The organism is Fusobacteria bacterium ZRK30 (assembly GCA_024628785.1).
GTDB lineage: Bacteria > Fusobacteriota > Fusobacteriia > Fusobacteriales > Fusobacteriaceae > Psychrilyobacter.
In genome coordinates this window covers 582,115-603,174 of the sequence record CP102405.1, presented here as the reverse complement: position 1 = coordinate 603,174, position 21,060 = coordinate 582,115, and the positions used below count along the sequence as shown (strand labels likewise).

The window sequence follows — 21,060 nt, the reverse complement described above, 5'->3', positions numbered from 1 at the left end:
TGAAATAGAACTAAAAACCCGCCCACACCTTCTACAACAACTTAATTTATTGATATACAGTCGATAAAACACATGTGTTATCGCCTATAAAAAATATTAAAAAACTTTTTTATTTCTCTGCTACTGAATAACCCCAATGTTATTCAGCAGCAGAGAAATATATAATTAAAACGACCTTTTATAACAATTGAAGGTTTTTCACACTGTATCAGATCAATATTTATAATTTTTCGAAGATAACTTTCACTCCATTCCAGGCTAATGTAGCACATTTTACTCTCCCCGGCATATTAGATATATTCTCTAACAACCCAGCATCTTCTAATTCTTCCCTATCACCTTCACTGATCTCTTCTTGTTTTATCTTTTTCAAGAAGTTCTCTACTATCCTTTTCCCGTCCTGTACTTCTCTTCCAATTATTAAATCAAATAAAATTGAGGCTGAAGCTGTAGAGATAGCACACCCTACTCCTGCAAACCCACCATCTACTATTTTATTTCTTTCAATTTTTAATTGAATTGTAAAGTCATCTCCACAATTTGGATTATGACCTCTCTCTGTATAATCAGGATTTTCTAACTCTCTTTTATTATGCCCGCTCTTATTGTGATCCATAATAACTTCAGTATAAATTTTATCTAAATCCATTTTCTTCCTCCTATCTAAAGTAACTAATTACTTTATACAACCCTTCAACTAATTTATCTACATCTTCATAAGTATTATAGATTGAAAAGCTAGCCCTGCAACATGATGGTATCTCCAAATACTTCATTAGCGGCTGAGTACAATGATGCCCTGTCCTGATAGCCACATTTTTTAAATCCAGCACTTGAGCCACATCATGGGGATGAACCCCCTCTACATTAAATGCTATAACCGGCGTTTTACGAGAAACAGCGTCACAATATAACGTTATCTCTTCTAAACCCTTTAATTTTCCTACAGCATAGTTTAAAATGTCATCTTCATAAGAACTAATGTTTTCTAGTCCGATATCTACCTGGTCATTTAATAATTCTATTGTAGGTACAGTATCGGATTTTGATATATTATCCAGCATCAGCGATTCACAGTTCACTGTTGCTTTCACAGAGTGAGCATTAGGAGCCACTTTTAACAATCCCCTATAAAATGCCCTACCTCCATTCTTTGAAATAGACTTAGAGTTTACTATAGAAATTGTATAAGGAGCTACATGGACTACCTTGGCACCAGTATCCAGGTACTGGCCTGTAGAAGCAAAACTTATACCTGTAAATTCACATCTGGCTCTCTCTCCCTTTAAAATACTCATTGGGTATAACATAGAAACCTTTGAACCAAATGAACCAGAAATCCATTCAATAATTCCATCTTCTTCTACTACACACCTTTTAGTATTCAGGTTATACATATTTCTAGACCAATTTTCAATAGTCGAATATCTTAGTTTAGCTCCTTTTTTTACAAATAACTCTACTGCTCCAGCATGAAGTGCCTGTTCAGTATGCTTTGGTGCTGAACAGCCCTCTATGAAGTGGAGACTGGCTCCCTCTTCTACTATTATCATCGTGTGTTCAAATTGGCCCGCCCCCTTAGCATTCAGTCTAAAATATGATTGTAAAGGCAGTTCTACATGAACACCCTTTGGCACATATACAAATGATCCTCCCGACCAGACTGCTCCGTGAAGGGCTAAAAATTTATGATCGTTAGGAGTTATCAGTTTCATGAAGTATTTTTTTACTATCTCTTCATGTTCTTTTACAGCTGTTTCTATGTCTGTGTAGATTACTCCTAATTTTTCCAACTCTTTATTTACTTTATGATATACAACTTCTGAGTCATACTGAGCTCCTACCCCTGCCAGAGATGCTTTTTCAGCTTCCTGTATTCCTAATCTATCAAAGGTATTTTTTATATCACTGGGCACTTCTTCCCAGGATTCATTTAGTTCTGTATCAGGCTTTACATAGTGAATTATCCCATCTATATCCAGCTCTGAAAGATCTGCTCCCCAAGTTGGCATAGGTTTTTTATTGTAAATTCTTAGTGATTTTAATCTGAGATCCAGCATCCATTGAGGTTCTTTCTTCTCTTTTGACATCTCCACCACAATCTCTTCAGTTAACCCTTTTTTACTCTTATAACTGTGATTTTCTTTATCTATAACATCATATATTCCTCTATCTACATCTTCTACATGCGTTCTTGTTTCCATTTTTTTCACCCCTAAAATGCCCTTTTTATTTCTTCAAAACCATCTTTTTCAATCTCATGAGCCAACTCAACCCCACCAGATTTTACAATTCTCCCATCGTGTAATATGTGTACATGATCAGGCTTTAAGTATTGAAGTACCTTGTTATAATGAGTGATTACTATAATTGCATTATTTTCATTTCTTAACTTTTCTACACCTTCATATACGATCCTGACTGCATCAATATCCAGCCCCGAATCTGTTTCATCTAGGATAGCCACCTTTGGTTCTAAGATAGCCATTTGAAGAATTTCATTTTTCTTTTTCTCTCCCCCAGAAAACCCTACATTCAAATGCCTGTCTCCATAAGATTTATCTATATGCAGTTCTTCCATCATTGTATGTAATTTTTTTCTAAACCCTGTTATTGATTGTCTTTTTCCTGTTATTGAACCATTTGAAGCTCTCAAAAAATCCTCCACTGTAAGTCCAGGGATCTCCTCCGGGTATTGAAATGAAAGAAATATTCCAGCTTTAGCTTTTTCATCTGCTTTTGATTTTAACCCTTTTATCTCCAATAATGTTGACATTTTATACATCCATATTCTTTACTTCTGCATTCAAGAATTATTATAGTATTCTTTAGTAACTGCATCAACTTTTATTTATAAGCTCCCATTTTAAAAATGTTAGTTTTTACATACAAAAAAACCACTAAGCCATGACAACCTCATAGTTCAGTGGTTTTTAGATTTTTTACTTATTTATATTAGAGCTTTAGATTTTTTTATTTTTTCCATACCTATGTCATACATAACCCCTGTCAAAATAAAGGTACATCCTAATATTTTTTTCATCGATAGATCCCCAGTCATAATATACTCCATTATATTTCCTGTAACTAACTGCCCCACCATTATGAATAATGTAGCATATACCACTGTCATCCTGGGTATAGCATAGTTACACATAGATAATATTAGGATTCCTAAAATACCTCCTCCAAACATCCAAAGGTCTCCATCAAAGATTTTTTCTGCCCCTTCTTTAAAATCAGTTATATTAAAAATATAAAATATTCCCATGAGGAGACTTCCTGTAAAGAAATTATAAAATATCCCATTTAATTTTCCCAGCCTGCATGACAGAATTGAATTAATCATCATCTGAAATATAATTATCCCCCCTATTAAAAACGCCATTAAATAATACACTTTTCACCCCTTTTCATATTCAATTAATAATTTTTATACTACCAGACATATCCCTATAAAAATAAATACAAATCCTACTATTTTATGCCTTCCTATCTTATTCTTTTCCCGATTAAATAATCCATAATGATCTATCAATGCCGAAAAAAACACCTGTCCTGTCAAACCTAAAGCTATAGTATTAGAAATACCTATATTTTTAAATGTAGCCACATTACAGGCAACTACAGCTACCCCTAAAAAACCTGTAAAATAGAAATATAAAGGCAGCTCCTTAGAATATCTAATTTTTTTTCCTTTGAGTAAAATCCCTAGACAAATCACAATAAGTCCCGTAAAATGTATTAAAAAAACAGACATGTTATTCCCTACCAGATTTGCTAAACTTCCATTTATCCCCAGCATTATTGCTATCAGCATCCCTGATGCAAGCACCATAATTCCTTCCATTATTATCCCCCCTATAAATAAGTTTAACAATTCTCAGCAAGTTTCAAGCGGACAATTGTCCCCAAGGAGGTTCCTATGAAAAAAATACATGACATAAAAAAATTAAAATTCTATATTGAAAAAGTTAATATGTCCCATATATTTAAGCCAAATGCTATAGACCACCTGGAACTTCATTGTTTTGAACAAGGTGAATCTATATACTTTACCCAGGATAGATGTAAATATCTACATATATTAGTTTATGGAAAGGTCAAAATTTTTCTTTTAAATAATGAAGGTAATTTTATGCTATTGGATTTTTCTAAACCCTATGATTTCATTGGTGATGTTGAGTTTATTCAGCAAAAAAATATCTATCATAATGTAGAGGCTATTATAGAGTGTCTCCTCATTGCTATTCCTATAAGTAAGATCCATGAAATCACGATCTCAGACGAACTCTATCGTCTTTTAAGTCAATCTGTCTCCGATAAATTGATTAAAACCTCAAAAAAATTTTCTCAGGTTATACTTTATCCTATAAAAAACAGGTTAGTCACATGTCTTATTGAAATTAGCGATAAAGACAAAATAAATAACTTTAAAACTCAAGAGATCGCGGATTATCTAGGAGTTACTCCCCGGCATGTGAGGAGGATCCTCAGTGAACTATACACTGAAAATATAATAGAAAAAGAGGGACAATCTATACACATATTAAATAAAAAATTACTCTATAAGTATGCAATAAAGGAATGATTTGAAAACTATAATTTTTCAAATCACTAAAAAAGGTTCTAAGATTTTTCATCTTAGAACCTTTTTTTACCTTTATATAAATCCTTTATACTCTTTCATTACTAAATGAGCATTAATTTGTTGTACAGTGTCTAGTGCTACCCCTACAACGATGATTATTCCAGTTCCACCAAAGAATACAGGCAGTCCTGCTGCTGTAAATATAAAGGCAGGTAATACTGCTATAGCAGCTAAAAATACAGCTCCACCCCAAGTAATTCTAGTTATTACTTTTTCTAAATATTCTACAGTTTCATTTCCAGGTCTGATCCCAGGAATTGTTCCTCCACCCTGCTTTAGGTTATCAGCAATTTTTTCCGGGTCAAACATCATAGCTGTGTAGAAGAATGAGAAAAAGATTACTAATACTGCGTATAGAATCAAATACACAGGATGATTTCTTCCTAACATCCTATTAATTAAAGCATAGTATGGCATAGTTGATGGCAGTGAGTTCACTAGTAACGATGGTATCATCATTATTACAGATGCAAAGATTACCGGCATTACTCCTGCTGAATTTAATTTTACAGGTAAGAAACTACTGTTTGCAGCATTTCCTTTCCCTTGGAATCCTCTTCCTACATAGTGGATAGGGATTCTTCTCTGTGCCAATTGAAATACTACTATTCCTCCTACAGTTAATAGTGCAGATGCTGCTACAGCTATTAAAACAGGTATTAAAAATTTATTTCCTTGCATAGTTTGTATCGTTTGAATAACTCCTGAAGGCATTCTGGCAATTACATTTAAGAAGATAATAAGTGAAATACCATTACCTATTCCTTTAATTGAAATTTGCTCACCTACCCACATAAGGAATACAGTACCAGCTGTTACTGTAATTACAGTTGTCATCACAAACATAAATCCAGGTGTCATAACAAGTCCCATAGATTGTAACCACATAGTCACACCAAAAGCTTGTATAAAACCGATTACTATTGTTAAATATCTAGTCCATTGAGTCATCTTACTTCTTCCAGATTCCCCTTCTTTTTGAATTTCATCTAATTTTGGTATAATAACCGCTAATAAACTCATTACAATCGAAGCATTGATATATGGCATTACTCCTAGTGCAAAGATAGATACCCTTTGGAAAGCTCCTCCTGAAAACATGTTTATAAATCCTAAAACACTGTTATTATTTACCATAGAAGCTAATCTCTCTAGGTCTACTCCCGGAACTGGAATCAATGTCCCTATTCTAGCTACTAAAAACATCAACAACGTATAAATTATTCTTTTTTTAAGTTCAGGCGTATTCATTACAGCCTCGAGCTTGGCATTAAATTGATCATATAACGACATCTGTCCACCCCTTGTTGCACAATATAATTGTGTGTAGTATATATATATTTCCCTAAAAATACGGATACTATAAGTATAGCACATTTTTTTTCTTTTTAATATATTCTAAATCATCTAATTGTTATTAGTTCTATATTACAAAAGGTCTGCAAAATTGCAGACCCTTTGATTAAGCCAATAAAACTTATTTAGTTTTGTTAGCGTGCTTGTTAGCGTTTCCAGCTACATCTTTAAAAGATTTAACAGTATGAACTGTAACAGTTCCACCGTTAGCTTCTACAGCTGCTTGTGCTGATACAGATACTTTATTAACAACAACTGATACGTTCTTGTTTAAAGTTCCGCTTCCTAATAACTTGATTCCAGATTTAACATCTTTGATTATTCCAGCTTCAACTAACATGATTGGAGAAACTTCAGTTCCTTCCTCAAATAAGTTTAAGATATCTAAATCAATGATTGCAAATTCTTTCTTGAATCTGAAGTTTGAGAATCCTCTCTTAGGAACTCTTCTGATTAAAGGCATTTGTCCACCTTCGAATCCAGCTCTTAAGCTTGATCCAGAACCAGATCTTGATTTTTGTCCATTGTGTCCTTTTCCAGATGTTTTACCAGTACCAGAAGACATTCCTCTTCCAACTCTTTTTCTATCTTTTCTAGGAACAGAAGGTTGTAATTCATTTAATTTCATTATTTTACCTCCTCAACGTTAAGCATATATCCAATTTGGTGTAATTTACCTTTGATATCTGCTGTATCGTTGTGTTCTACTACATCATCTATTTTTTTTAAACCTAAAGATTTTAATGTAGCAATGTGTCTTGGTTTTCTTCCAATCGGACTCTTAACAAGTCTAACTAATAATTTTGCCATGTCTTTGCTACCTCCTTAGTTTAATATTTCCTTAACTTCTTTACCTCTTAATTTTGCAACTGATTCAGCTGATCTAAGAGTTTTTAATCCTTCGATAGTAGCTCTTGCAACGTTTATCTTGTTCTTAGATCCTCTGATCTTCGTTAAGATATCAGTTACTCCAACTAATTCTAAGATTTCTCTTGCTGATGATCCAGCAATTACTCCAGTACCTTCAGATGCAGGCTTCATCCACACCTTAGTACTTAAGAACACACCATCTTGTTGGTGAGGTATAGTTGTTCCTTTTAAAGAAACAGTTACCATGTTCTTTTTAGCAGTAGCTATAGCTTTTTTGATAGCATCAGGAACACCGTTGGCTTTTCCTAATCCTAAACCTACTCTACCTTTTTCATCACCTATTGCTGCTAAAACTGAGAAAGATATTGATCTTCCACCTTTTGTAGTTTTAGAAACTCTAGAGATTTTTAATATTTTTTCTTTAAATTCTTTTTCTTCTCTTTTAAACTTAGACAAAATATATCCTCCTCTCTACTAGAATTTTAATCCAGCTTCTCTAGCAGCATCAGCTAATGCAGCAACTCTACCAGTGTAAACATAACCACTTCTATCGAATACTACAGTCTCTAATCCTTTTGCTACAGCTAGTTCAGCAATTTTCTTACCTACTAACTTTGCTGCTTCTATGTTTCCACCGTGCTTAACTTCAGCTTTTACATCTTTAGATATAGTTGAAGTTGCAACTAATGTTACACCATTTACATCGTCAATTAATTGAGCGAATATGTTATTGTTTGATCTAAAAACATTTAATCTTGGTCTTTCAACAGTACCAGAGATCTTGTTTCTAATAGACAATTGTTTTCTTCTTCTTAAAGCTTTTCTATTAACTTTTTTAAACAACTGACTTACCTCCTTTTAGTTAAGGTAAATTACGCTTTCTTACCTTCTTTTCTTCTTACAACTTCATCCGAGTACTTAACTCCTTTTCCTTTATAAGGTTCAGGCTTTCTGTTTGCTCTGATTTCTGCTGCTACTTGTCCAACTACTTCCTTTGATATTCCGTCAATATGGATTGTAGTATTACCTTTTTCAACTGTAAATTGAATTCCTTCAACTTCAGAAATCATTACTGGATGAGAGAAACCTAATGCGATTTCTAATCCTTTCCCAGCAGCTTTGGCTCTATATCCAACACCTACTAAGTTTAATGTTTTTCTGAATCCTTCAGTTACACCAACAAGCATGTTGTTGATATTAGCTGTTGCAGTTCCGTGCATAGATCTCTCCATAGGAGTGTCTCCAGCTCTTTCTACAGTTATTTCATTATTTTCAATTTTAACAGTTAACCCGTTAAAGATTTCTCTAGTTAAAGTTCCTTTAGGTCCTTTTACAGTTACTACATTTTCATTGATAGCAACCTCTACACCAGCAGGGATAACTAGGGTTTTATTACCTATTCTTGACATTTAAAATGCACCTCCTAGTTATTTCTTACCAAACGTAACAAAGTACTTCTCCACCAATATTAGTCTTTCTAGCAATTCTGTCAGTTACAAGTCCGTTAGACGTTGAAACTACAGCAATTCCTAATCCAGATAATACTCTTGGCATATCCTCAGCTGAAGAGTAAACTCTTCTTCCTGGTTTAGATATTCTTTTTATTCCTTTGATTACTTTTTCTTTTCCTACATACTTTAAATATACTCTGATGTTCTTCTTGTTCCCATCAGTGATAACTTTATAGTTAGAGATATACCCTTCCTCTTTTAATACAGCAGCTAAAGCTACCTTCATTTTTGAATGTGGGATATCTACTTTGTCGTGCATTACTGAGTTAGCATTTCTAACTCTTGTTAACATATCTGCAATTGGATCAGTTAAAAACATATCTACAAATCCTCCTTCCTAGTTTCTTATATGATGTTACGATCGAATGGATGTTATTACCAAGATGATTTAGTTACACCTGGTATTAATCCTGCTCCAGCTAATTGTCTAAACTTAATTCTAGAGATTCCAAATTCTCTCATATATCCTCTAGGTCTTCCGTCTATTTGACATCTATTTCTTTTTCTTACTGGAGAGGCATTCTTGGGAAGCTTGTTTAATTCTGCAACAGCTTCTACGTCTCCAGCTTTTATTCTAGCTTTTAATTCTGCTCTTTTTGCAGCAAATTTATCTGCTAGTTTAGCTCTTTTAACGTCTCTTGCGATCATTGACTTTTTCGCCATGTGCTTGTCCTCCTACTCCTACTTTTTAAAAGGCATACCAAATGCTTTTAGTAATGCTCTTCCTTGCTCATCAGTTTTTGCTGATGAAACTATTGATATTGACATTCCGAATAATTTATCTACTTTATCGAATTCGATTTCAGGGAATACTAATTGATCTCTCATTCCAAGAGAATAGTTACCTCTTCCGTCGAACGCTTTTGCAGAAACTCCATCGAAGTCTCTAACTCTTGGTAAGATTACATTTACTAATCTATCCATGAAATCGTACATAGCTTCTCCTCTAAGAGTTACTTTTGTTCCGATTGCTTGACCTTCTCTTAATTTGAATCCAGCTTCTGACATCTTAGCTGTAATTACAACTGGCTTTTGACCAGAGATAGTTGCTAAGTCTGCAGCAGCAGCATCCATTAATTTAGAGTTTTGAGTCGCTTCTCCAACACCCATGTTTAAAACAATTTTGTTTAATTTTGGACATTCCATTATATTTTTTAATCCTAACTCTTTCATAAGAGCAGGAGATATTTCATTTGTATACTTTGTATGACATCTAGAAACATATTTAGCCACTAGTTACCCTCCTTTCTTATAAAGTTTCTCCAGAAACTTTAGAGTATCTTACTTTTTTACCATCTACTACCTTAGTTCCAATTCTAGTTGGCTTTCCAGCTTTAGCGTCAAAGATCATTACCTTTGAAGAGAAAATTGGTGCTTCCATAGTTACAACTCCACCTTGTGGGTTTGCTTGGCTAGGTTTTAAATGCTTAGTAACAACATTGATTCCTTCAACTAAAACTTTACCTTTTTTAGTAAATACTTTAGTTACTTTTCCAGTTTTTCCTTTATCTGATCCAGAGATTACCATTACTGTATCTCCAGTTCTAACGTGCATTTTTGTAGGCACGAATTTGATTTTAGGTTTAGCCATGATTTAAGCCTCCTTCCTTATAATACTTCAGGAGCTAAAGAAACTATTCTCATAAAGTCTTTTGCTCTTAATTCTCTAGCAACAGGTCCAAATATTCTTGTTCCTCTTGGCTCTTTTTTGTCATTGATTACAACTGCTGCGTTGTCATCAAATTTGATATATGATCCGTCTTGTCTTCTTATTTCCTTTTTAGTTCTAACTACTACAGCTCTGATTACGTCTCCCTTTTTAACGTTTCCGCCAGGATTCGCTTCTTTAACTGAAGCTACAACTACGTCACCGATAGTTCCGAATCTTCTTACAGATCCACCTAAAACTCTGATTACCATTATTTTTTTAGCACCTGAGTTATCAGCAACATTAAGGACAGTTTGTTGTTGTACCATGTTGTACCCTCCTCTCAATCTCTAACTAATTAAGATTACTTAGCTTTTGCTATTACTTCAACTAATCTCCATCTCTTATCTTTAGATAATGGCTTAGTTTCCATGATTCTTACTTTATCACCAGTTTTAGCGATGTTGTTTTCGTCATGAGCCTTAAATTTGTTAGTTCTTTTCATTCTTTTTTTATATAAAGAGTGTAATTTCGTAGTTTCTTCCATAACAACGATAGTTTTATCCATCTTGTCCGAAACAACGATTCCTTCTCTAACTTTTCTTTCGTTTCTCAAGAACCCTACCTCCTCGTTGTACAATGAGTTACTTAACTTAATTAAGCAGTTCTCTCATTTAAAATAGTTTTGATTCTAGCGATGTTTCTTCTAACTTCTCTTATCTTAGCAGTGTTCGCTAATTGACCTAATGAAAGTTGAAACTTTAAGTTAAATAATTCTTCTTTTAATTCTTTTGCTTTTACTACTAATTCCTCAGTAGCAATTCCTCTGATTTCTTTAGCTTCCATTATTTCTCACCACCATCTTTTTTTACAATTTTACAAGCGATTGGTAATTTCATTGTAGCTTTTCTTAAAGCTGCTAATGCAAGCTCCTCAGATACTCCAGAAACCTCAAACATGATTCTTCCTGGCTTTACTACTGCAACATAACCTTCTACGTTACCTTTACCTTTACCCATTCTAACTCCAGCAGGTCTTGCTGTGATAGGCTTGTCAGGGAATATTCTAATAAATACAGTTCCTTCTCTTTTGAAAGTTCTGTTCATAGCTACTCTACAAGATTCAATTTGTCTGTTTGTGATCCATTTTGGCTCAAGAGCTTGTAATCCCCAGTCACCGAATGCTACAGTATTTCCTCTTTGAGCAGTACCTTTCATTCTTCCTCTGAAACTTTTTCTATGTTTTGTTCTTTTAGGCATTAACATAATTACTTAACCCCTCCTTCCTTTTTAGTTGGAAGCACTTCACCATTAAAAATCCATACTTTGATTCCTAAAGCTCCATATGTAGTTCTAGCAGTTGCTGTTGCGTAGTCGATGTCAGCTCTTAAAGTATGTAAAGGTACTTTTCCTGCTACATTCCACTCTGCTCTAGCGATTTCTGCTCCATTAAGTCTTCCTGAAATCATTACTTTGATTCCTTTTGCTCCAGCTTTTTCAGCTCTCATGATAGCTTGGTTCATTGCTCTCTTATAAGCAACCCTCTTCTCAATTGAAGTTGCGATTCCCTCTGCTACTAAAGTTGCATCTTTGTTGAAGTTTCTTACTTCTTGTACTTTAATGATAACTTTTTTACCAGTCATCTTAACTAATTTTGTCTTTAATGATTCGATTTCAGAACCTTTTCTTCCAATTACAATTCCAGCTTTAGCTGTGAATATTAAAACTACAACCTGTGAAGGTGAAGTTCTTTCTATTTTAACTTTAGAAATTCCTGCATGGTAGTAAGCTTTCTTTACGAAAGATCTGATTTCCATATCTTCGTGTAAGTAATTTGCGTACTCTTTTTTTCCAGCATACCAAGCTGATTCCCAAGTTCTTGTAATTCCAAGTCTTAGTCCTCTAGGATCTACTTTTTGTCCCACAGTCTTACCTCCCTGATTTACTTCTCTGATACTGCTACAACGATGTGTGCTGTAGGTTTTCTGATTATGTCTGCTTTACCCATTGCTCTTGGCTTTATTCTCTTCAATACTGGTCCTTCATTGATCATTATTGTAGAAACAACTAATTTTTCTTCATCCATTTCATGGTTGTTAGTTGCGTTAGCGATAGCTGATGATAAAGTTTTCTTTATTGTTACTGCTGATTTCTTATTTGCGAATTCAAGGATATCTAACGCTTCTAAAGCTGATTTTCCTCTTATTAAGTCCGCTACTAATCTTGCTTTTCTTGGAGATAATCTCACATATCTAGTTATTGCTCTAGCTTCCACTAGTATAACCTCCCTTATCATATCCTAATTGATACATTATTTTTTCTTTTTCTTTTTATCTACACCATGACCGTAATAAGTTCTAGTAGGTGAAAATTCTCCTAACTTATGTCCAACCATATACTCTGTTACGTGAACAGGTACATGCTTTTTACCGTTATAAACTCCAAATGTTAATCCAATGAAGTTAGGAAATATAGTTGATCTTCTTGACCAAGTTTTGATTACCGCTTTCATGTTATCCGCCGCTACTGCTGCTTCAACTTTCTTCATTAAGTGATGATCACAAAAAGGTCCTTTTTTTAATGATCTTGCCATTAGTCAGTGCCTCCTCTCAAATTACTTTTTCTTCTTTCTTCTTACGATGAACTTATCAGATGCTTTCTTTCCTCTAGTTTTCTTACCTAAAGTAGGTTTTCCCCAAGGAGTAACAGGTGATTTTCTACCGATAGGTGATCTACCTTCTCCTCCACCATGTGGATGATCACAAGGGTTCATTGCTGATCCTCTTACATGTGGTCTTCTTCCCATGTTTCTGTTTCTACCTGCTTTACCTATTGAAACTAATTGATGTTCAGCGTTTCCAATCTCACCAATAGTTGCCATACATTCTTTATGAATTAATCTTAATTCTCCAGAAGGTAATTCGATATGACAGTAAGTTCCTTCTTTAGCAACTAATCTAGCTGAAGTTCCTGCAGATCTTACTAATTGTCCACCTTTAGCAATTTGTAATTCAACGTTATGGATTTGCGTTCCTACTGGCATATCCTTTAACTTAAGTGCGTTTCCTGGCTTGATTTCTGCGTTAGCTCCTGCCATTACAACGTCTCCAGCTACTAATCCTTTAGGAGCTAAGATATATCTCTTTTCTCCATCTACATAATGTAATAAAGCGATGTTTGCTGTTCTGTTTGGGTCATATTGAATAGATGCTACCTTTGCAGGTATGTCTAATTTATTTCTTTTGAAATCAATTATTCTATACATTCTCTTGTGACCTTTTTGTCTGTTTCTACCTGTTCTGTGACCGTAGTTATCTCTACCGTACGCTGAGTTTAAAGGTACAGTTAAAGATTTTTCAGGTCTAACATTTTTATCTAATTCTTCACTAACTAGGTAAGACATATGTCTCGTACCGTTAGTCATAGCTTTCATCTTTCTGATTGCCATTTCTATTAACCTCCATTGACCTATAAGTATCTTATATTTTAAAAATTTATTTCAATTAAACTGTTTCGAAGTAAGTTATTGCATTTCCTGCAGCTAATGTTACAACAGCTTTTTTCTTAGCAGCAGTCATGTACATTTTTTGTCCATGTCTAGCTGAAACTGATTTGATGTTAGATGTAGCTACATCAGTTACCTTTACATTAAAGATAGTTTCGATAGCTTTTCTTATTTCAATTTTGTTAGCCTTTTTATTTACTTCAAAAGTGAATTTATTGAATTCTCTTCTTAAAATTTCAGATTTTTCAGTGATGATAGGCTTTTTGATGATATCGTAAGCAGTCATTATCCTAGCACCTCCTCAAGAGTTGTTAAAGCATCCTTAGTAATGATTACTTGGTTTTGCTTTAATAACCAGTATACACCTAATTCATTTGGTTGTAATACAACTGCATTTTCTAGGTTTCTAGCTGATAAATATAAGTTGAAGTCTTCTTTGTTTGCTAAATCGTTTACTACGAATAATTGCTTATTAGTAGCTTTTAAAGCAGTTGTTAACGAAACGATTGCTTTTGTCTTAGGTGCATCAAATGTTGCATCTAATACTAAGATATCTCCGTTAGCTACTTTAGCTGATAAAGCTGATTTTAAAGCTAAGCTTCTTACTTTCTTATTTACTTTCTTTTCAAATGATCTTGGTGACGGACCGAATGTAACTCCTCCACCTACCATATGAGGGGCTCTGATAGTACCTTGTCTAGCTCTACCTGTTCCCTTTTGTCTGAAAGGCTTTCTTCCTCCACCTCTCACCATTCCTCTTGTCTTAGTTGATGCAGTCCCTTGTCTTGCAGCAGCTAATTCAGCAGTTAACACTTCGTGTAAAACTGTTTTATTAGGCTCAATAGCGAATACTGTATCTTTAACTTCTACAGTACCAGTTTGAGTTCCTGTTACATCATATATATTTAAAACTGACATTGTCGTCCTCCTCTCTTATTTCCTTCTAAATTATTTTTTGATAGCTGGCTTTATTACAATGTATCCGTTCTTTGGTCCTGGAACCGCACCTTTTACTAATAATAAGTTGTTTTCAATATCAACTTTTACTAATTCTAAGTTTTGAACAGTTACTTGTGCATTACCATATCTACCCATCATTTTCATACCTTTGAATACTTTAGAAGGGTTTGAAGATTGACCAATTGATCCTCCAAGTCTATGATTTCTTGAAACACCATGAGTTGCTCTGTTTCCGCTGAAGTTATGTCTCTTCATTACACCGGCAGTACCTTTACCTTTTGAAGTACCTGTGATGTCTACGAAGTTAGTTCCTTCTAAAACGTCTACTTTTAACTCTTGCCCTAATTCATAACCTTCTACTGAGTCTACTTTAAGCTCTTTAACAAATCTTTGAGATTTAACTCCAGCTTTGTTGAAGATTCCCATAAGTGGCTTAGTAGTGTTCTTCTCTTTCTTTTCTCCGAAACCTAATTGAATTGCAGAGTACCCTTCTTTTTCTACAGTTTTCTTTTGTAAAACATAGTTAGGACCTGCTTCGATTACAGTTACTGGAACAGCTTTTCCACCTTCGAAAATTTGAGTCATTCCGATTTTTTTACCTAAAATTCCTGACATATTCTGTCTACCTCCATCAAATAATATATTGGTTAGCAACTTCGCCTCGTGGTTCCTATGTTTTCTTTTTACAGAAAACAGCTTATTGCTGCCAACTTGTATTATTCTGTAAAGCAATCTAAAATGTGATTTTTAAATTACCTAACAAAACGAAACCATTAGTAATTAAACTTGTTTGATTTCAATACCTACACCAGCTGGTAAGTTAACTGCAGTTAAAGATGAAATCGTCTTTTGAGTAGCGTCTTTAATCTCAACCATTCTTCTGTGAACTCTCATTTCGAATTGTTCTCTTGAAGCTTTGTTAACGTGAACTGATCTTAATACAGTGTGCTTCTTAATCTTTGTTGGTAAAGGCATTGGCCCAGCGATTTCCGCTCCAGATTTTTTAGCAACGTCTGCGATTTTTGCTGCTGATTGATCTAATAATTTATGATCATAAGCATTTAAATAGATTCTTAACTTTGATGCCATTTGTATATTGCACCTCCCGTCTTGTAATGTTTTATAGTTTTTAAGGTCAACTATCTTTCACAACCCAAATATTATATCACACTTTCTAAAAAATGCAAAATGTTTTTTGTGTTATAAACCTTTTTTGTGACTATGGGGATCACCAAGCTTTTTAGCGTTCCGCTTCTTAAATACTTAGTTAGTTTATCAAATACAAGGAGAAAGATACAGGACAAAAGTCCGGTTTAGAAGTTTTTGTTTTTAGGATATTTATTTTAATGGTACTAGATTTCAAGAAACCCTATTTAACACTTTTTTTCTTCCTATATCTTTTCATATATATAGTATGTTTTTGTAGCAATAAATCATCTTTTATTTATTTAGAAATCAAATTTAAAAACATTTTTCCCCTTACTTTCTCGACTCACGAGTATTTAATTTATCTTTACTGAAAAAAATTAAGATAAGAAAGAAAGTAACAAAGTTAATAAAAAAGGATTAGACTAATTTAGTCTAACCCTTTCATCACATCCAGTATATCCCCTAATTTAAAACCTCTCCTCATAAAATAGGCAACCTGTTTATCTCTTTCTTTATTTTTCACCTTATGAAATAAGTCCGATATCATCTTTTTTTCATTCACTTCCTCCTCACCATAGATACTATCTATAGTGGAGGAGTCTATCCCCTTTAGATGAAGTTCATACTCTATCCTCTTTCTACCCAAGCTTTTTTTTGAATTTATATAAGACTCAGCATAACTGTAGTCATCTAAGTAACCTAACTCAGATAATTTAGAAACCACTTTTTTCAGACTGCCTTCAACTGCGGCACTTCTCTCATATTTCATCCTAAGCTTCTGCTGAAGATCTCTCACTGTATAATCTCGTTTAGACAGTAAAAAATATGATTTTGAAAGAGCTGAGTCATAGATAATATTCAGATATTCATCTGCACTGATCTCACTGTCAGTTTTTATCCCATACTTAGCCTTTATATCTCTGTTTATATCTATAATTTCATCATTTTCAAGGTATATTTTATTCTTCTGAAATTTCAGCACTTTCATTTACAATCTTTTCCTCTATTGGATTTAAAATCACATTTACTTCTTTTTCTATCTGTCCTAAAAGATCCTTATCATCCTCTAATCTGGCTTTTACATTTTCTCTACCTTGACCTAATCTGATATCACCAAAACTAAACCATGCACCTGATTTTGCCACGATATCATTCTCAATTCCAAGATCCAATATCTCTCCTACTCTGGAGATTCCCTTTCCATACATTATCTGGAAAGCAGCTTCCTTGAATGGAGGAGCTATCTTATTTTTAGTTACCTTTACCTTGGTTTCATTCCCTAATATATCATCACCTTGTTTTACAGACCCGACTCTTTTTACTTCTAATCTTACAGATGAATAGAATTTAAGTGCTCTACCACCTGTTGTTGTCGTTTGAGGTCCAAATCCAAATCCACCAATTTTTTCCCTTATTTGGTTGATGAATACCATAGTTGTTTTTGATTTATTCAGGTTAGCCGTCAGTTTTCTAAGCGCCTTAGACATCAATCTTGCCTGTAATCCCATCTGCTGGTCACTCATTTCTCCGTCAATCTCCACCTTAGGAACCAATGCCGCCACCGAGTCAACTACCACTATATCAACAGCACCTGATCTCACTAACATATCTGCAATTTCCAATGCTTGTTCTCCGTAATCCGGCTGGGATATCAACAATTCTTCCACATCTACTCCCAGTGCCTTGGCATATTTAGGATCCAATGCATGCTCTGCATCTATAAATGCAGCTATTCCACCTATCTTCTGCGCTTCTGCTATAGCATGAAGAGCTATAGTTGTTTTACCTGAACTCTCAGCTCCATAAACCTCTACTACTCTTCCCCTGGGAAATCCTCCAAGTCCCAACGCTTTATCTAAATTTATACTTCCAGTAGGTATTACCTCTACATTCATATGGGCATTTTCCCCCATTTTCATTATAGATCCATCCCCATATTCTTTCTTTATCTGCTTCATCGCAAGTTCCAGCGCTTTATTTTTATCTACCGTTTCTTTTTTCTTAGTCATTTTTTCTTTAGCCATCTTTTCACCTCATTTAAAAATTTCTTTTTTCTATAAGAATAGTTTACTATATTATCCCCTTCTTTACAATTAAAGTTATATTAATTTATATATACCTTTCATCACTCAATACAGATAATCCCAGGTATACCTGATTAAACTCAATAAAAAATTCAGATTCCATATTAAAAAACCACCAAAATTGGTGGTTTTTTAATTATTATTTAATATATATCCTGGATTCATAGGGTCTGATTCTATCACTTTTTCCATTATAATTACTATTCAGAAGTTCATACCCATCTAAATCTATGTCATACTCAACCTCTTCCCTGTAAAAATTACATATTACCAGGATCTCTTTCCCTTGATATTTTCTTTTATACACATATAATTGAGAGTTATCCATATCTATTATTTCATAATTTCCATAAGCTACTACCGGGAATTCTTTTCTGATTCTCAGCAGTTCTTTATAGTGATAAAATATAGAAGTTTTGTCTAAAAGTGCATTTTTAGCATTTACCTTTTTATAATTTTCACACGGGAACAGCCAAGGAGTTCCATCTGTAAACCCTCCATTTTCACCATCATCCCACTGCATAGGAGTCCTGGAGTTATCTCTGGATTTTTCTCCTAATATTTTTAATATTTCATCTTCCGATTTCCCTTCTGATTTTAATATTTTATAATAATTTAAGGATTCAACATCTCTATACATATCTATAGATCTATATTTTGCATTGGTCATCCCAAACTCTTCACCTTGATATATATACGGAGTTCCCTTCATCATATGAACAGCTGTCCCAAGCATTGTGGCACTTTCCCTGTGATACTCTGTATCATCTCCAAATCTGCTGACTATTCTAGGCTGGTCATGGTTACACCAAAACAACGCATTCCAGCCTCCTCCTGCATCCATCTCTGTCTGCCAAGTATTGAATAACTCTTTTAATTTTAAAAAATCAAAATCTATCTGACTCCACTTATCCCCATCCCTATAATCTACCTTCAAATGATGGAAATTAAATGTCATACTCAATTCCTTTTCCTTTATACTGCTGTATTTGACGCAGTTTTCAATAGAGGTACTACTCATCTCTCCTACAGTAACAACATCCTCATATCTTCCAAAGGTTTTTTCATTTAATTCCTTCAGATATCTATGTATTTTCGGACCATCTGTATAGAACCGTCTTCCGTCTCCTGTTTCATCATCCATATATAGAACAGGTTTACTTATAAGATTTATTACATCCAGCCTGAATCCCTTAACTCCCTTTTCCAGCCAAAAATTAGTTATTTTATATATCTCTTCCCTTACCTCTGGGTTTTCCCAATTGAGGTCCGCCTGGGTTTTATCAAATAGATGAAGATAATATTTACCTAATTTTTCAACATACCCCCACGCTGTCCCTCCAAATTTAGATACCCAGTTAGTAGGAACTTCCCCATCTTTAGAGTCTTTAAATATATAGTAATCCTGATATTTTTTCTCTCCTGCCAACGCCCTTTGGAACCACTCATGATCAGTAGATGTATGATTAAACACCATGTCCAGCATGACTTTCAACCCACGTTCTTTCGATTCTTCCACTAATTCTTCAAAATCTTCCATAGTTCCAAACTCTGGATTAATCTTAGTATAATCAGCCACATCATAACCATTATCATTCATAGGAGATGAATATATCGGAGTCAGCCATATAAATTCTACCCCTAATTCCTTTATGTAATCTAATTTTTCAATTATTCCTCTGATATCTCCCTGACCAGAACCAGTAGTATCATTAAAACTTTTCGGATAGATCTGATACACCGATCCCTTTGCAAACTCTCTCATACCTTCTCCTCTTCTTCGCTGCTCTTAAAATTTATATTTTCTTCAACATTTTATATTTATACAATCAGAGAGATCCATAAAAAAACCCTCTAAACTTTAGATATTACTCAGCCTCAACTGCCGCCACCTTATTCAAACTTAATTGCTTCCTTTTAAATACAGCCATAGTAAGTATAACCGGCACAACAATAGCAATCAATATACAAACTGCATATACTGCCCAATACTGGGGCTGAATAGATAAAATTCCCGGTAATCCCCCTACCCCTATACCGTTGGACATTACACCAAACATCCCTGCAACTATTGCAGCTGCCGCTGATCCAACCATTGCACATAACATAGGATATTTATATTTTAAATTAATACCATACATTGCCGGTTCCGTTACTCCTAAATATGCTGATATAACAGCCGGTACAGACACTTCTTTTTCAAGCTTATCTTTTTTGTTAGCTATCACTATACCTAATACCGCCGACCCTTGAGCTATATTTGATAGAGCTATTAACGGCCATAACATAGTCCCTCCTAAATTTTGAACCAATTGCAGATCCACCGCATTAGTAGTATGATGTACACCGGTTATTACAAGGGGACCATACAGGAATCCAAACAATGCCGATCCCACCACTGCAAATGGTCCAGTCAATGCCGCTTTTGCTACCAATGCCACTCCATCACCTATTAATCTCCCTAAAGGACCAATAAAAGCATGTGCCAAGATAACTGCTCCCAACAGAGATACAAATGGAACTATCACTAAAGTTAAATAATCCGGCACCATTTTCTTTACTTTATTTTCAATAAGCGCCAATGACATACCTGCTAATATTGCCGGAATCACCTGTGCCTGATACCCCACTTTTTCCATAGTTGCAAAACCAAAATTCCACACATCCGGTTCTACTACCCCAATGGCATAGGCGTTCATTAATTGACCCGATACCAGAGTAATACCCAAAACTATACCAAGTATAGGTGTCCCTCCCATTTTTTTAACTACCGACCAAGTTACACCTACCGGCAGGAAGTGAAATATCGCTTCCCCTATAAGCCACAAGAAAGAATGTACCCCGGCCCAGAACTGACTTATCTCTGTAAGTGTCTGAGTACCACCATTCATCAATTTAATATCACCTATTACATTTCTGAACCCTAATATAAGACCTCCAACTATAATTGCCGGTAACAGCGGTACAAATATCTCTGCCAGGTGTGAGATTGTTCTCTCCAGCACATTCATATTTTGTTTTGCCGCCTTTTTAGCTTCATCCTTATCCATAGATGCTACCCCTGTTTGATCTACGAAATTATTATAAAAATCTTTCACACCTGGTCCAATAATAACTTGAAATTGACCGCCACTGGTAAAAGTTCCTTTTACAGATTTTAAAGCTTCTATTCCCTCTATATCAGCCTTTTCCTCATATTTTAAAACAAACCTCATCCTTGTAACACAGTGACTTAAAGCTGCAACATTGTCTTTTCCACCAACAAGTTCAATAAGTTTTTTTACATCATCTTTTGAAATTTTAGCCATTTCACTCCTCCCCTATTTT

Annotated in this window: 31 protein-coding genes and 1 pseudogene; 1 reads left to right on the top strand and 31 read right to left on the bottom strand. The window is 34.5% G+C overall.

Features of this window, described 5'->3' with window-relative positions:
• Positions 1 to 220 precede the first annotated feature (220 nt).
• From NRK67_07985 to NRK67_07965, 5 genes and pseudogenes are all read right to left on the bottom strand, one after another.
• Positions 221 to 649 (bottom strand): SUF system NifU family Fe-S cluster assembly protein, encoded by a 429-nt coding sequence (locus NRK67_07985; GenBank protein ID UUV19372.1) that lies wholly within the window; start codon positions 647 to 649, stop codon positions 221 to 223.
• 10 nt (positions 650 to 659) lie between these two features.
• Complete coding sequence (gene sufB, locus NRK67_07980) at positions 660 to 2,204, bottom strand: Fe-S cluster assembly protein SufB (protein UUV19371.1); 1,545 nt, start codon at positions 2,202 to 2,204, stop codon at positions 660 to 662.
• 11 nt (positions 2,205 to 2,215) lie between these two features.
• Positions 2,216 to 2,767: pseudogene (sufC, locus tag NRK67_07975) on the bottom strand (Fe-S cluster assembly ATPase SufC).
• Positions 2,768 to 2,950: 183 nt separating this feature from the next.
• On the bottom strand, positions 2,951 to 3,400 hold the full coding sequence (locus NRK67_07970) for a DMT family transporter (GenBank protein UUV19370.1): 450 nt from the start codon (positions 3,398 to 3,400) through the stop codon (positions 2,951 to 2,953).
• A 33-nt stretch (positions 3,401 to 3,433) separates the two neighbouring features.
• Positions 3,434 to 3,850 carry a DMT family transporter gene (locus tag NRK67_07965; GenBank protein ID UUV19369.1) on the bottom strand — a complete coding sequence of 139 codons (417 nt, stop codon included), beginning with the start codon at positions 3,848 to 3,850 and terminating at the stop codon, positions 3,434 to 3,436.
• A 75-nt stretch (positions 3,851 to 3,925) separates the two neighbouring features.
• On the opposite strand from NRK67_07965, the gene NRK67_07960 reads away from it, so the two are divergent.
• Complete coding sequence (locus tag NRK67_07960) at positions 3,926 to 4,591, top strand: cyclic nucleotide-binding domain-containing protein (GenBank protein UUV19368.1); 666 nt, start codon at positions 3,926 to 3,928, stop codon at positions 4,589 to 4,591.
• 72 nt (positions 4,592 to 4,663) lie between these two features.
• On the opposite strand, the gene secY is transcribed toward NRK67_07960, so the two are convergent.
• The 26 genes from secY to treB all read right to left on the bottom strand — a co-directional run bounded on the left by secY (position 4,664) and on the right by treB (position 21,041).
• The gene (secY, locus tag NRK67_07955) at positions 4,664 to 5,944 is read right to left on the bottom strand and encodes a preprotein translocase subunit SecY (GenBank protein ID UUV19367.1); all 1,281 of its coding nucleotides are present in this window, start codon (positions 5,942 to 5,944) and stop codon (positions 4,664 to 4,666) included.
• A gap of 184 nt (positions 5,945 to 6,128) precedes the next feature.
• On the bottom strand, positions 6,129 to 6,635 hold the full coding sequence (gene rplO, locus NRK67_07950) for a 50S ribosomal protein L15 (GenBank protein ID UUV19366.1): 507 nt from the start codon (positions 6,633 to 6,635) through the stop codon (positions 6,129 to 6,131).
• Positions 6,635 to 6,817, bottom strand: a complete 183-nt coding sequence (gene rpmD / locus NRK67_07945; GenBank protein ID UUV19365.1) for a 50S ribosomal protein L30 — start codon at positions 6,815 to 6,817, stop codon at positions 6,635 to 6,637. Before rpmD ends, rplO begins: the two co-directional genes overlap by 1 nt.
• A 15-nt stretch (positions 6,818 to 6,832) precedes the next feature.
• Entirely contained in the window at positions 6,833 to 7,333 is a 501-nt protein-coding gene (gene rpsE / locus NRK67_07940; GenBank protein ID UUV19364.1) for a 30S ribosomal protein S5, read from the bottom strand.
• An 18-nt stretch (positions 7,334 to 7,351) separates the two neighbouring features.
• Positions 7,352 to 7,720 carry a 50S ribosomal protein L18 gene (gene rplR / locus NRK67_07935; protein ID UUV19363.1) on the bottom strand — a complete coding sequence of 123 codons (369 nt, stop codon included), beginning with the start codon at positions 7,718 to 7,720 and terminating at the stop codon, positions 7,352 to 7,354.
• A 29-nt stretch (positions 7,721 to 7,749) separates the two neighbouring features.
• Positions 7,750 to 8,286 carry a 50S ribosomal protein L6 gene (gene rplF, locus NRK67_07930; GenBank protein ID UUV19362.1) on the bottom strand — a complete coding sequence of 179 codons (537 nt, stop codon included), beginning with the start codon at positions 8,284 to 8,286 and terminating at the stop codon, positions 7,750 to 7,752.
• A gap of 25 nt (positions 8,287 to 8,311) precedes the next feature.
• On the bottom strand, positions 8,312 to 8,707 hold the full coding sequence (rpsH, locus tag NRK67_07925) for a 30S ribosomal protein S8 (GenBank protein ID UUV19361.1): 396 nt from the start codon (positions 8,705 to 8,707) through the stop codon (positions 8,312 to 8,314).
• A gap of 56 nt (positions 8,708 to 8,763) precedes the next feature.
• Positions 8,764 to 9,051, bottom strand: coding sequence for a 30S ribosomal protein S14 (gene rpsN, locus NRK67_07920; GenBank protein ID UUV19360.1), 288 nt, complete (start codon positions 9,049 to 9,051; stop codon positions 8,764 to 8,766).
• Positions 9,052 to 9,069: 18 nt separating this feature from the next.
• Positions 9,070 to 9,621, bottom strand: a complete 552-nt coding sequence (gene rplE, locus NRK67_07915) for a 50S ribosomal protein L5 (GenBank protein ID UUV19359.1) — start codon at positions 9,619 to 9,621, stop codon at positions 9,070 to 9,072.
• 16 nt (positions 9,622 to 9,637) lie between these two features.
• A complete protein-coding gene (rplX, locus tag NRK67_07910; protein UUV19903.1) occupies positions 9,638 to 9,943 on the bottom strand; it encodes a 50S ribosomal protein L24 in 306 nt (101 codons plus the stop codon).
• Between the two features lie 53 nt (positions 9,944 to 9,996).
• Complete coding sequence (gene rplN, locus NRK67_07905; GenBank protein ID UUV19358.1) at positions 9,997 to 10,365, bottom strand: 50S ribosomal protein L14; 369 nt, start codon at positions 10,363 to 10,365, stop codon at positions 9,997 to 9,999.
• A gap of 35 nt (positions 10,366 to 10,400) precedes the next feature.
• Positions 10,401 to 10,652: a 30S ribosomal protein S17 gene (gene rpsQ / locus NRK67_07900; GenBank protein ID UUV19357.1), complete on the bottom strand. Its 252-nt coding sequence runs from the start codon at positions 10,650 to 10,652 to the stop codon at positions 10,401 to 10,403.
• Between the two features lie 41 nt (positions 10,653 to 10,693).
• Positions 10,694 to 10,882 carry a 50S ribosomal protein L29 gene (gene rpmC, locus NRK67_07895; GenBank protein ID UUV19356.1) on the bottom strand — a complete coding sequence of 63 codons (189 nt, stop codon included), beginning with the start codon at positions 10,880 to 10,882 and terminating at the stop codon, positions 10,694 to 10,696.
• Positions 10,882 to 11,301: a 50S ribosomal protein L16 gene (gene rplP / locus NRK67_07890; protein ID UUV19355.1), complete on the bottom strand. Its 420-nt coding sequence runs from the start codon at positions 11,299 to 11,301 to the stop codon at positions 10,882 to 10,884. The genes rpmC and rplP overlap by 1 nt, the downstream gene beginning before the upstream one ends.
• A 2-nt stretch (positions 11,302 to 11,303) precedes the next feature.
• Complete coding sequence (gene rpsC, locus NRK67_07885; GenBank protein UUV19354.1) at positions 11,304 to 11,960, bottom strand: 30S ribosomal protein S3; 657 nt, start codon at positions 11,958 to 11,960, stop codon at positions 11,304 to 11,306.
• Between the two features lie 17 nt (positions 11,961 to 11,977).
• Positions 11,978 to 12,310 (bottom strand): 50S ribosomal protein L22, encoded by a 333-nt coding sequence (rplV, locus tag NRK67_07880; GenBank protein UUV19353.1) that lies wholly within the window; start codon positions 12,308 to 12,310, stop codon positions 11,978 to 11,980.
• Positions 12,311 to 12,346: 36 nt separating this feature from the next.
• On the bottom strand, positions 12,347 to 12,628 hold the full coding sequence (gene rpsS / locus NRK67_07875) for a 30S ribosomal protein S19 (GenBank protein ID UUV19352.1): 282 nt from the start codon (positions 12,626 to 12,628) through the stop codon (positions 12,347 to 12,349).
• 21 nt (positions 12,629 to 12,649) lie between these two features.
• Positions 12,650 to 13,483 carry a 50S ribosomal protein L2 gene (gene rplB, locus NRK67_07870; protein UUV19351.1) on the bottom strand — a complete coding sequence of 278 codons (834 nt, stop codon included), beginning with the start codon at positions 13,481 to 13,483 and terminating at the stop codon, positions 12,650 to 12,652.
• Between the two features lie 55 nt (positions 13,484 to 13,538).
• Positions 13,539 to 13,826 carry a 50S ribosomal protein L23 gene (rplW, locus tag NRK67_07865; protein ID UUV19350.1) on the bottom strand — a complete coding sequence of 96 codons (288 nt, stop codon included), beginning with the start codon at positions 13,824 to 13,826 and terminating at the stop codon, positions 13,539 to 13,541.
• Positions 13,826 to 14,458: a 50S ribosomal protein L4 gene (rplD, locus tag NRK67_07860; protein UUV19349.1), complete on the bottom strand. Its 633-nt coding sequence runs from the start codon at positions 14,456 to 14,458 to the stop codon at positions 13,826 to 13,828. The genes rplW and rplD overlap by 1 nt, the downstream gene beginning before the upstream one ends.
• Positions 14,459 to 14,488: 30 nt before the next feature.
• Complete coding sequence (gene rplC / locus NRK67_07855; protein UUV19348.1) at positions 14,489 to 15,115, bottom strand: 50S ribosomal protein L3; 627 nt, start codon at positions 15,113 to 15,115, stop codon at positions 14,489 to 14,491.
• Between the two features lie 165 nt (positions 15,116 to 15,280).
• A complete protein-coding gene (gene rpsJ / locus NRK67_07850) occupies positions 15,281 to 15,589 on the bottom strand; it encodes a 30S ribosomal protein S10 (protein UUV19347.1) in 309 nt (102 codons plus the stop codon).
• 487 nt (positions 15,590 to 16,076) lie between these two features.
• Positions 16,077 to 16,637 (bottom strand): recombination regulator RecX, encoded by a 561-nt coding sequence (locus NRK67_07845; GenBank protein UUV19346.1) that lies wholly within the window; start codon positions 16,635 to 16,637, stop codon positions 16,077 to 16,079.
• Positions 16,609 to 17,658: a recombinase RecA gene (recA, locus tag NRK67_07840; GenBank protein UUV19902.1), complete on the bottom strand. Its 1,050-nt coding sequence runs from the start codon at positions 17,656 to 17,658 to the stop codon at positions 16,609 to 16,611. The genes NRK67_07845 and recA overlap by 29 nt, the downstream gene beginning before the upstream one ends.
• A 214-nt stretch (positions 17,659 to 17,872) precedes the next feature.
• The gene (gene treC, locus NRK67_07835; GenBank protein ID UUV19345.1) at positions 17,873 to 19,498 is read right to left on the bottom strand and encodes an alpha,alpha-phosphotrehalase; all 1,626 of its coding nucleotides are present in this window, start codon (positions 19,496 to 19,498) and stop codon (positions 17,873 to 17,875) included.
• Positions 19,499 to 19,601: 103 nt separating this feature from the next.
• Positions 19,602 to 21,041 carry a PTS trehalose transporter subunit IIBC gene (gene treB / locus NRK67_07830; GenBank protein ID UUV19344.1) on the bottom strand — a complete coding sequence of 480 codons (1,440 nt, stop codon included), beginning with the start codon at positions 21,039 to 21,041 and terminating at the stop codon, positions 19,602 to 19,604.
• Positions 21,042 to 21,060: the final 19 nt, after the last annotated feature.

What these genes read in the sequence shown, in the direction of transcription:
- NRK67_07985 (UUV19372.1), bottom strand. Translation starts at nt 649, where the DNA reads ATGGATTTAGATAAAATTTATACTGAAGTTATTATGGATCACAATAAG.
- sufB (UUV19371.1), bottom strand. Translation starts at nt 2,204, where the DNA reads ATGGAAACAAGAACGCATGTAGAAGATGTAGATAGAGGAATATATGAT.
- NRK67_07965 (UUV19369.1), bottom strand. Translation starts at nt 3,850, where the DNA reads ATGGAAGGAATTATGGTGCTTGCATCAGGGATGCTGATAGCAATAATG.
- NRK67_07960 (UUV19368.1), top strand. Translation starts at nt 3,926, where the DNA reads ATGAAAAAAATACATGACATAAAAAAATTAAAATTCTATATTGAAAAA.
- secY (UUV19367.1), bottom strand. Translation starts at nt 5,944, where the DNA reads ATGTCGTTATATGATCAATTTAATGCCAAGCTCGAGGCTGTAATGAAT.
- rplO (UUV19366.1), bottom strand. Translation starts at nt 6,635, where the DNA reads ATGAAATTAAATGAATTACAACCTTCTGTTCCTAGAAAAGATAGAAAA.
- rpmD (UUV19365.1), bottom strand. Translation starts at nt 6,817, where the DNA reads ATGGCAAAATTATTAGTTAGACTTGTTAAGAGTCCGATTGGAAGAAAA.
- rplF (UUV19362.1), bottom strand. Translation starts at nt 8,286, where the DNA reads ATGTCAAGAATAGGTAATAAAACCCTAGTTATCCCTGCTGGTGTAGAG.
- rpsH (UUV19361.1), bottom strand. Translation starts at nt 8,707, where the DNA reads ATGTTTTTAACTGATCCAATTGCAGATATGTTAACAAGAGTTAGAAAT.
- rpsN (UUV19360.1), bottom strand. Translation starts at nt 9,051, where the DNA reads ATGGCGAAAAAGTCAATGATCGCAAGAGACGTTAAAAGAGCTAAACTA.
- rplX (UUV19903.1), bottom strand. Translation starts at nt 9,943, where the DNA reads ATGCACGTTAGAACTGGAGATACAGTAATGGTAATCTCTGGATCAGAT.
- rplN (UUV19358.1), bottom strand. Translation starts at nt 10,365, where the DNA reads ATGGTACAACAACAAACTGTCCTTAATGTTGCTGATAACTCAGGTGCT.
- rpmC (UUV19356.1), bottom strand. Translation starts at nt 10,882, where the DNA reads ATGGAAGCTAAAGAAATCAGAGGAATTGCTACTGAGGAATTAGTAGTA.
- rplP (UUV19355.1), bottom strand. Translation starts at nt 11,301, where the DNA reads ATGTTAATGCCTAAAAGAACAAAACATAGAAAAAGTTTCAGAGGAAGA.
- rpsS (UUV19352.1), bottom strand. Translation starts at nt 12,628, where the DNA reads ATGGCAAGATCATTAAAAAAAGGACCTTTTTGTGATCATCACTTAATG.
- rplB (UUV19351.1), bottom strand. Translation starts at nt 13,483, where the DNA reads ATGGCAATCAGAAAGATGAAAGCTATGACTAACGGTACGAGACATATG.
- rplW (UUV19350.1), bottom strand. Translation starts at nt 13,826, where the DNA reads ATGACTGCTTACGATATCATCAAAAAGCCTATCATCACTGAAAAATCT.
- rplD (UUV19349.1), bottom strand. Translation starts at nt 14,458, where the DNA reads ATGTCAGTTTTAAATATATATGATGTAACAGGAACTCAAACTGGTACT.
- rplC (UUV19348.1), bottom strand. Translation starts at nt 15,115, where the DNA reads ATGTCAGGAATTTTAGGTAAAAAAATCGGAATGACTCAAATTTTCGAA.
- rpsJ (UUV19347.1), bottom strand. Translation starts at nt 15,589, where the DNA reads ATGGCATCAAAGTTAAGAATCTATTTAAATGCTTATGATCATAAATTA.
- NRK67_07845 (UUV19346.1), bottom strand. Translation starts at nt 16,637, where the DNA reads ATGAAAGTGCTGAAATTTCAGAAGAATAAAATATACCTTGAAAATGAT.
- recA (UUV19902.1), bottom strand. Translation starts at nt 17,658, where the DNA reads ATGACTAAGAAAAAAGAAACGGTAGATAAAAATAAAGCGCTGGAACTT.
- treC (UUV19345.1), bottom strand. Translation starts at nt 19,498, where the DNA reads ATGAGAGAGTTTGCAAAGGGATCGGTGTATCAGATCTATCCGAAAAGT.
- treB (UUV19344.1), bottom strand. Translation starts at nt 21,041, where the DNA reads ATGGCTAAAATTTCAAAAGATGATGTAAAAAAACTTATTGAACTTGTT.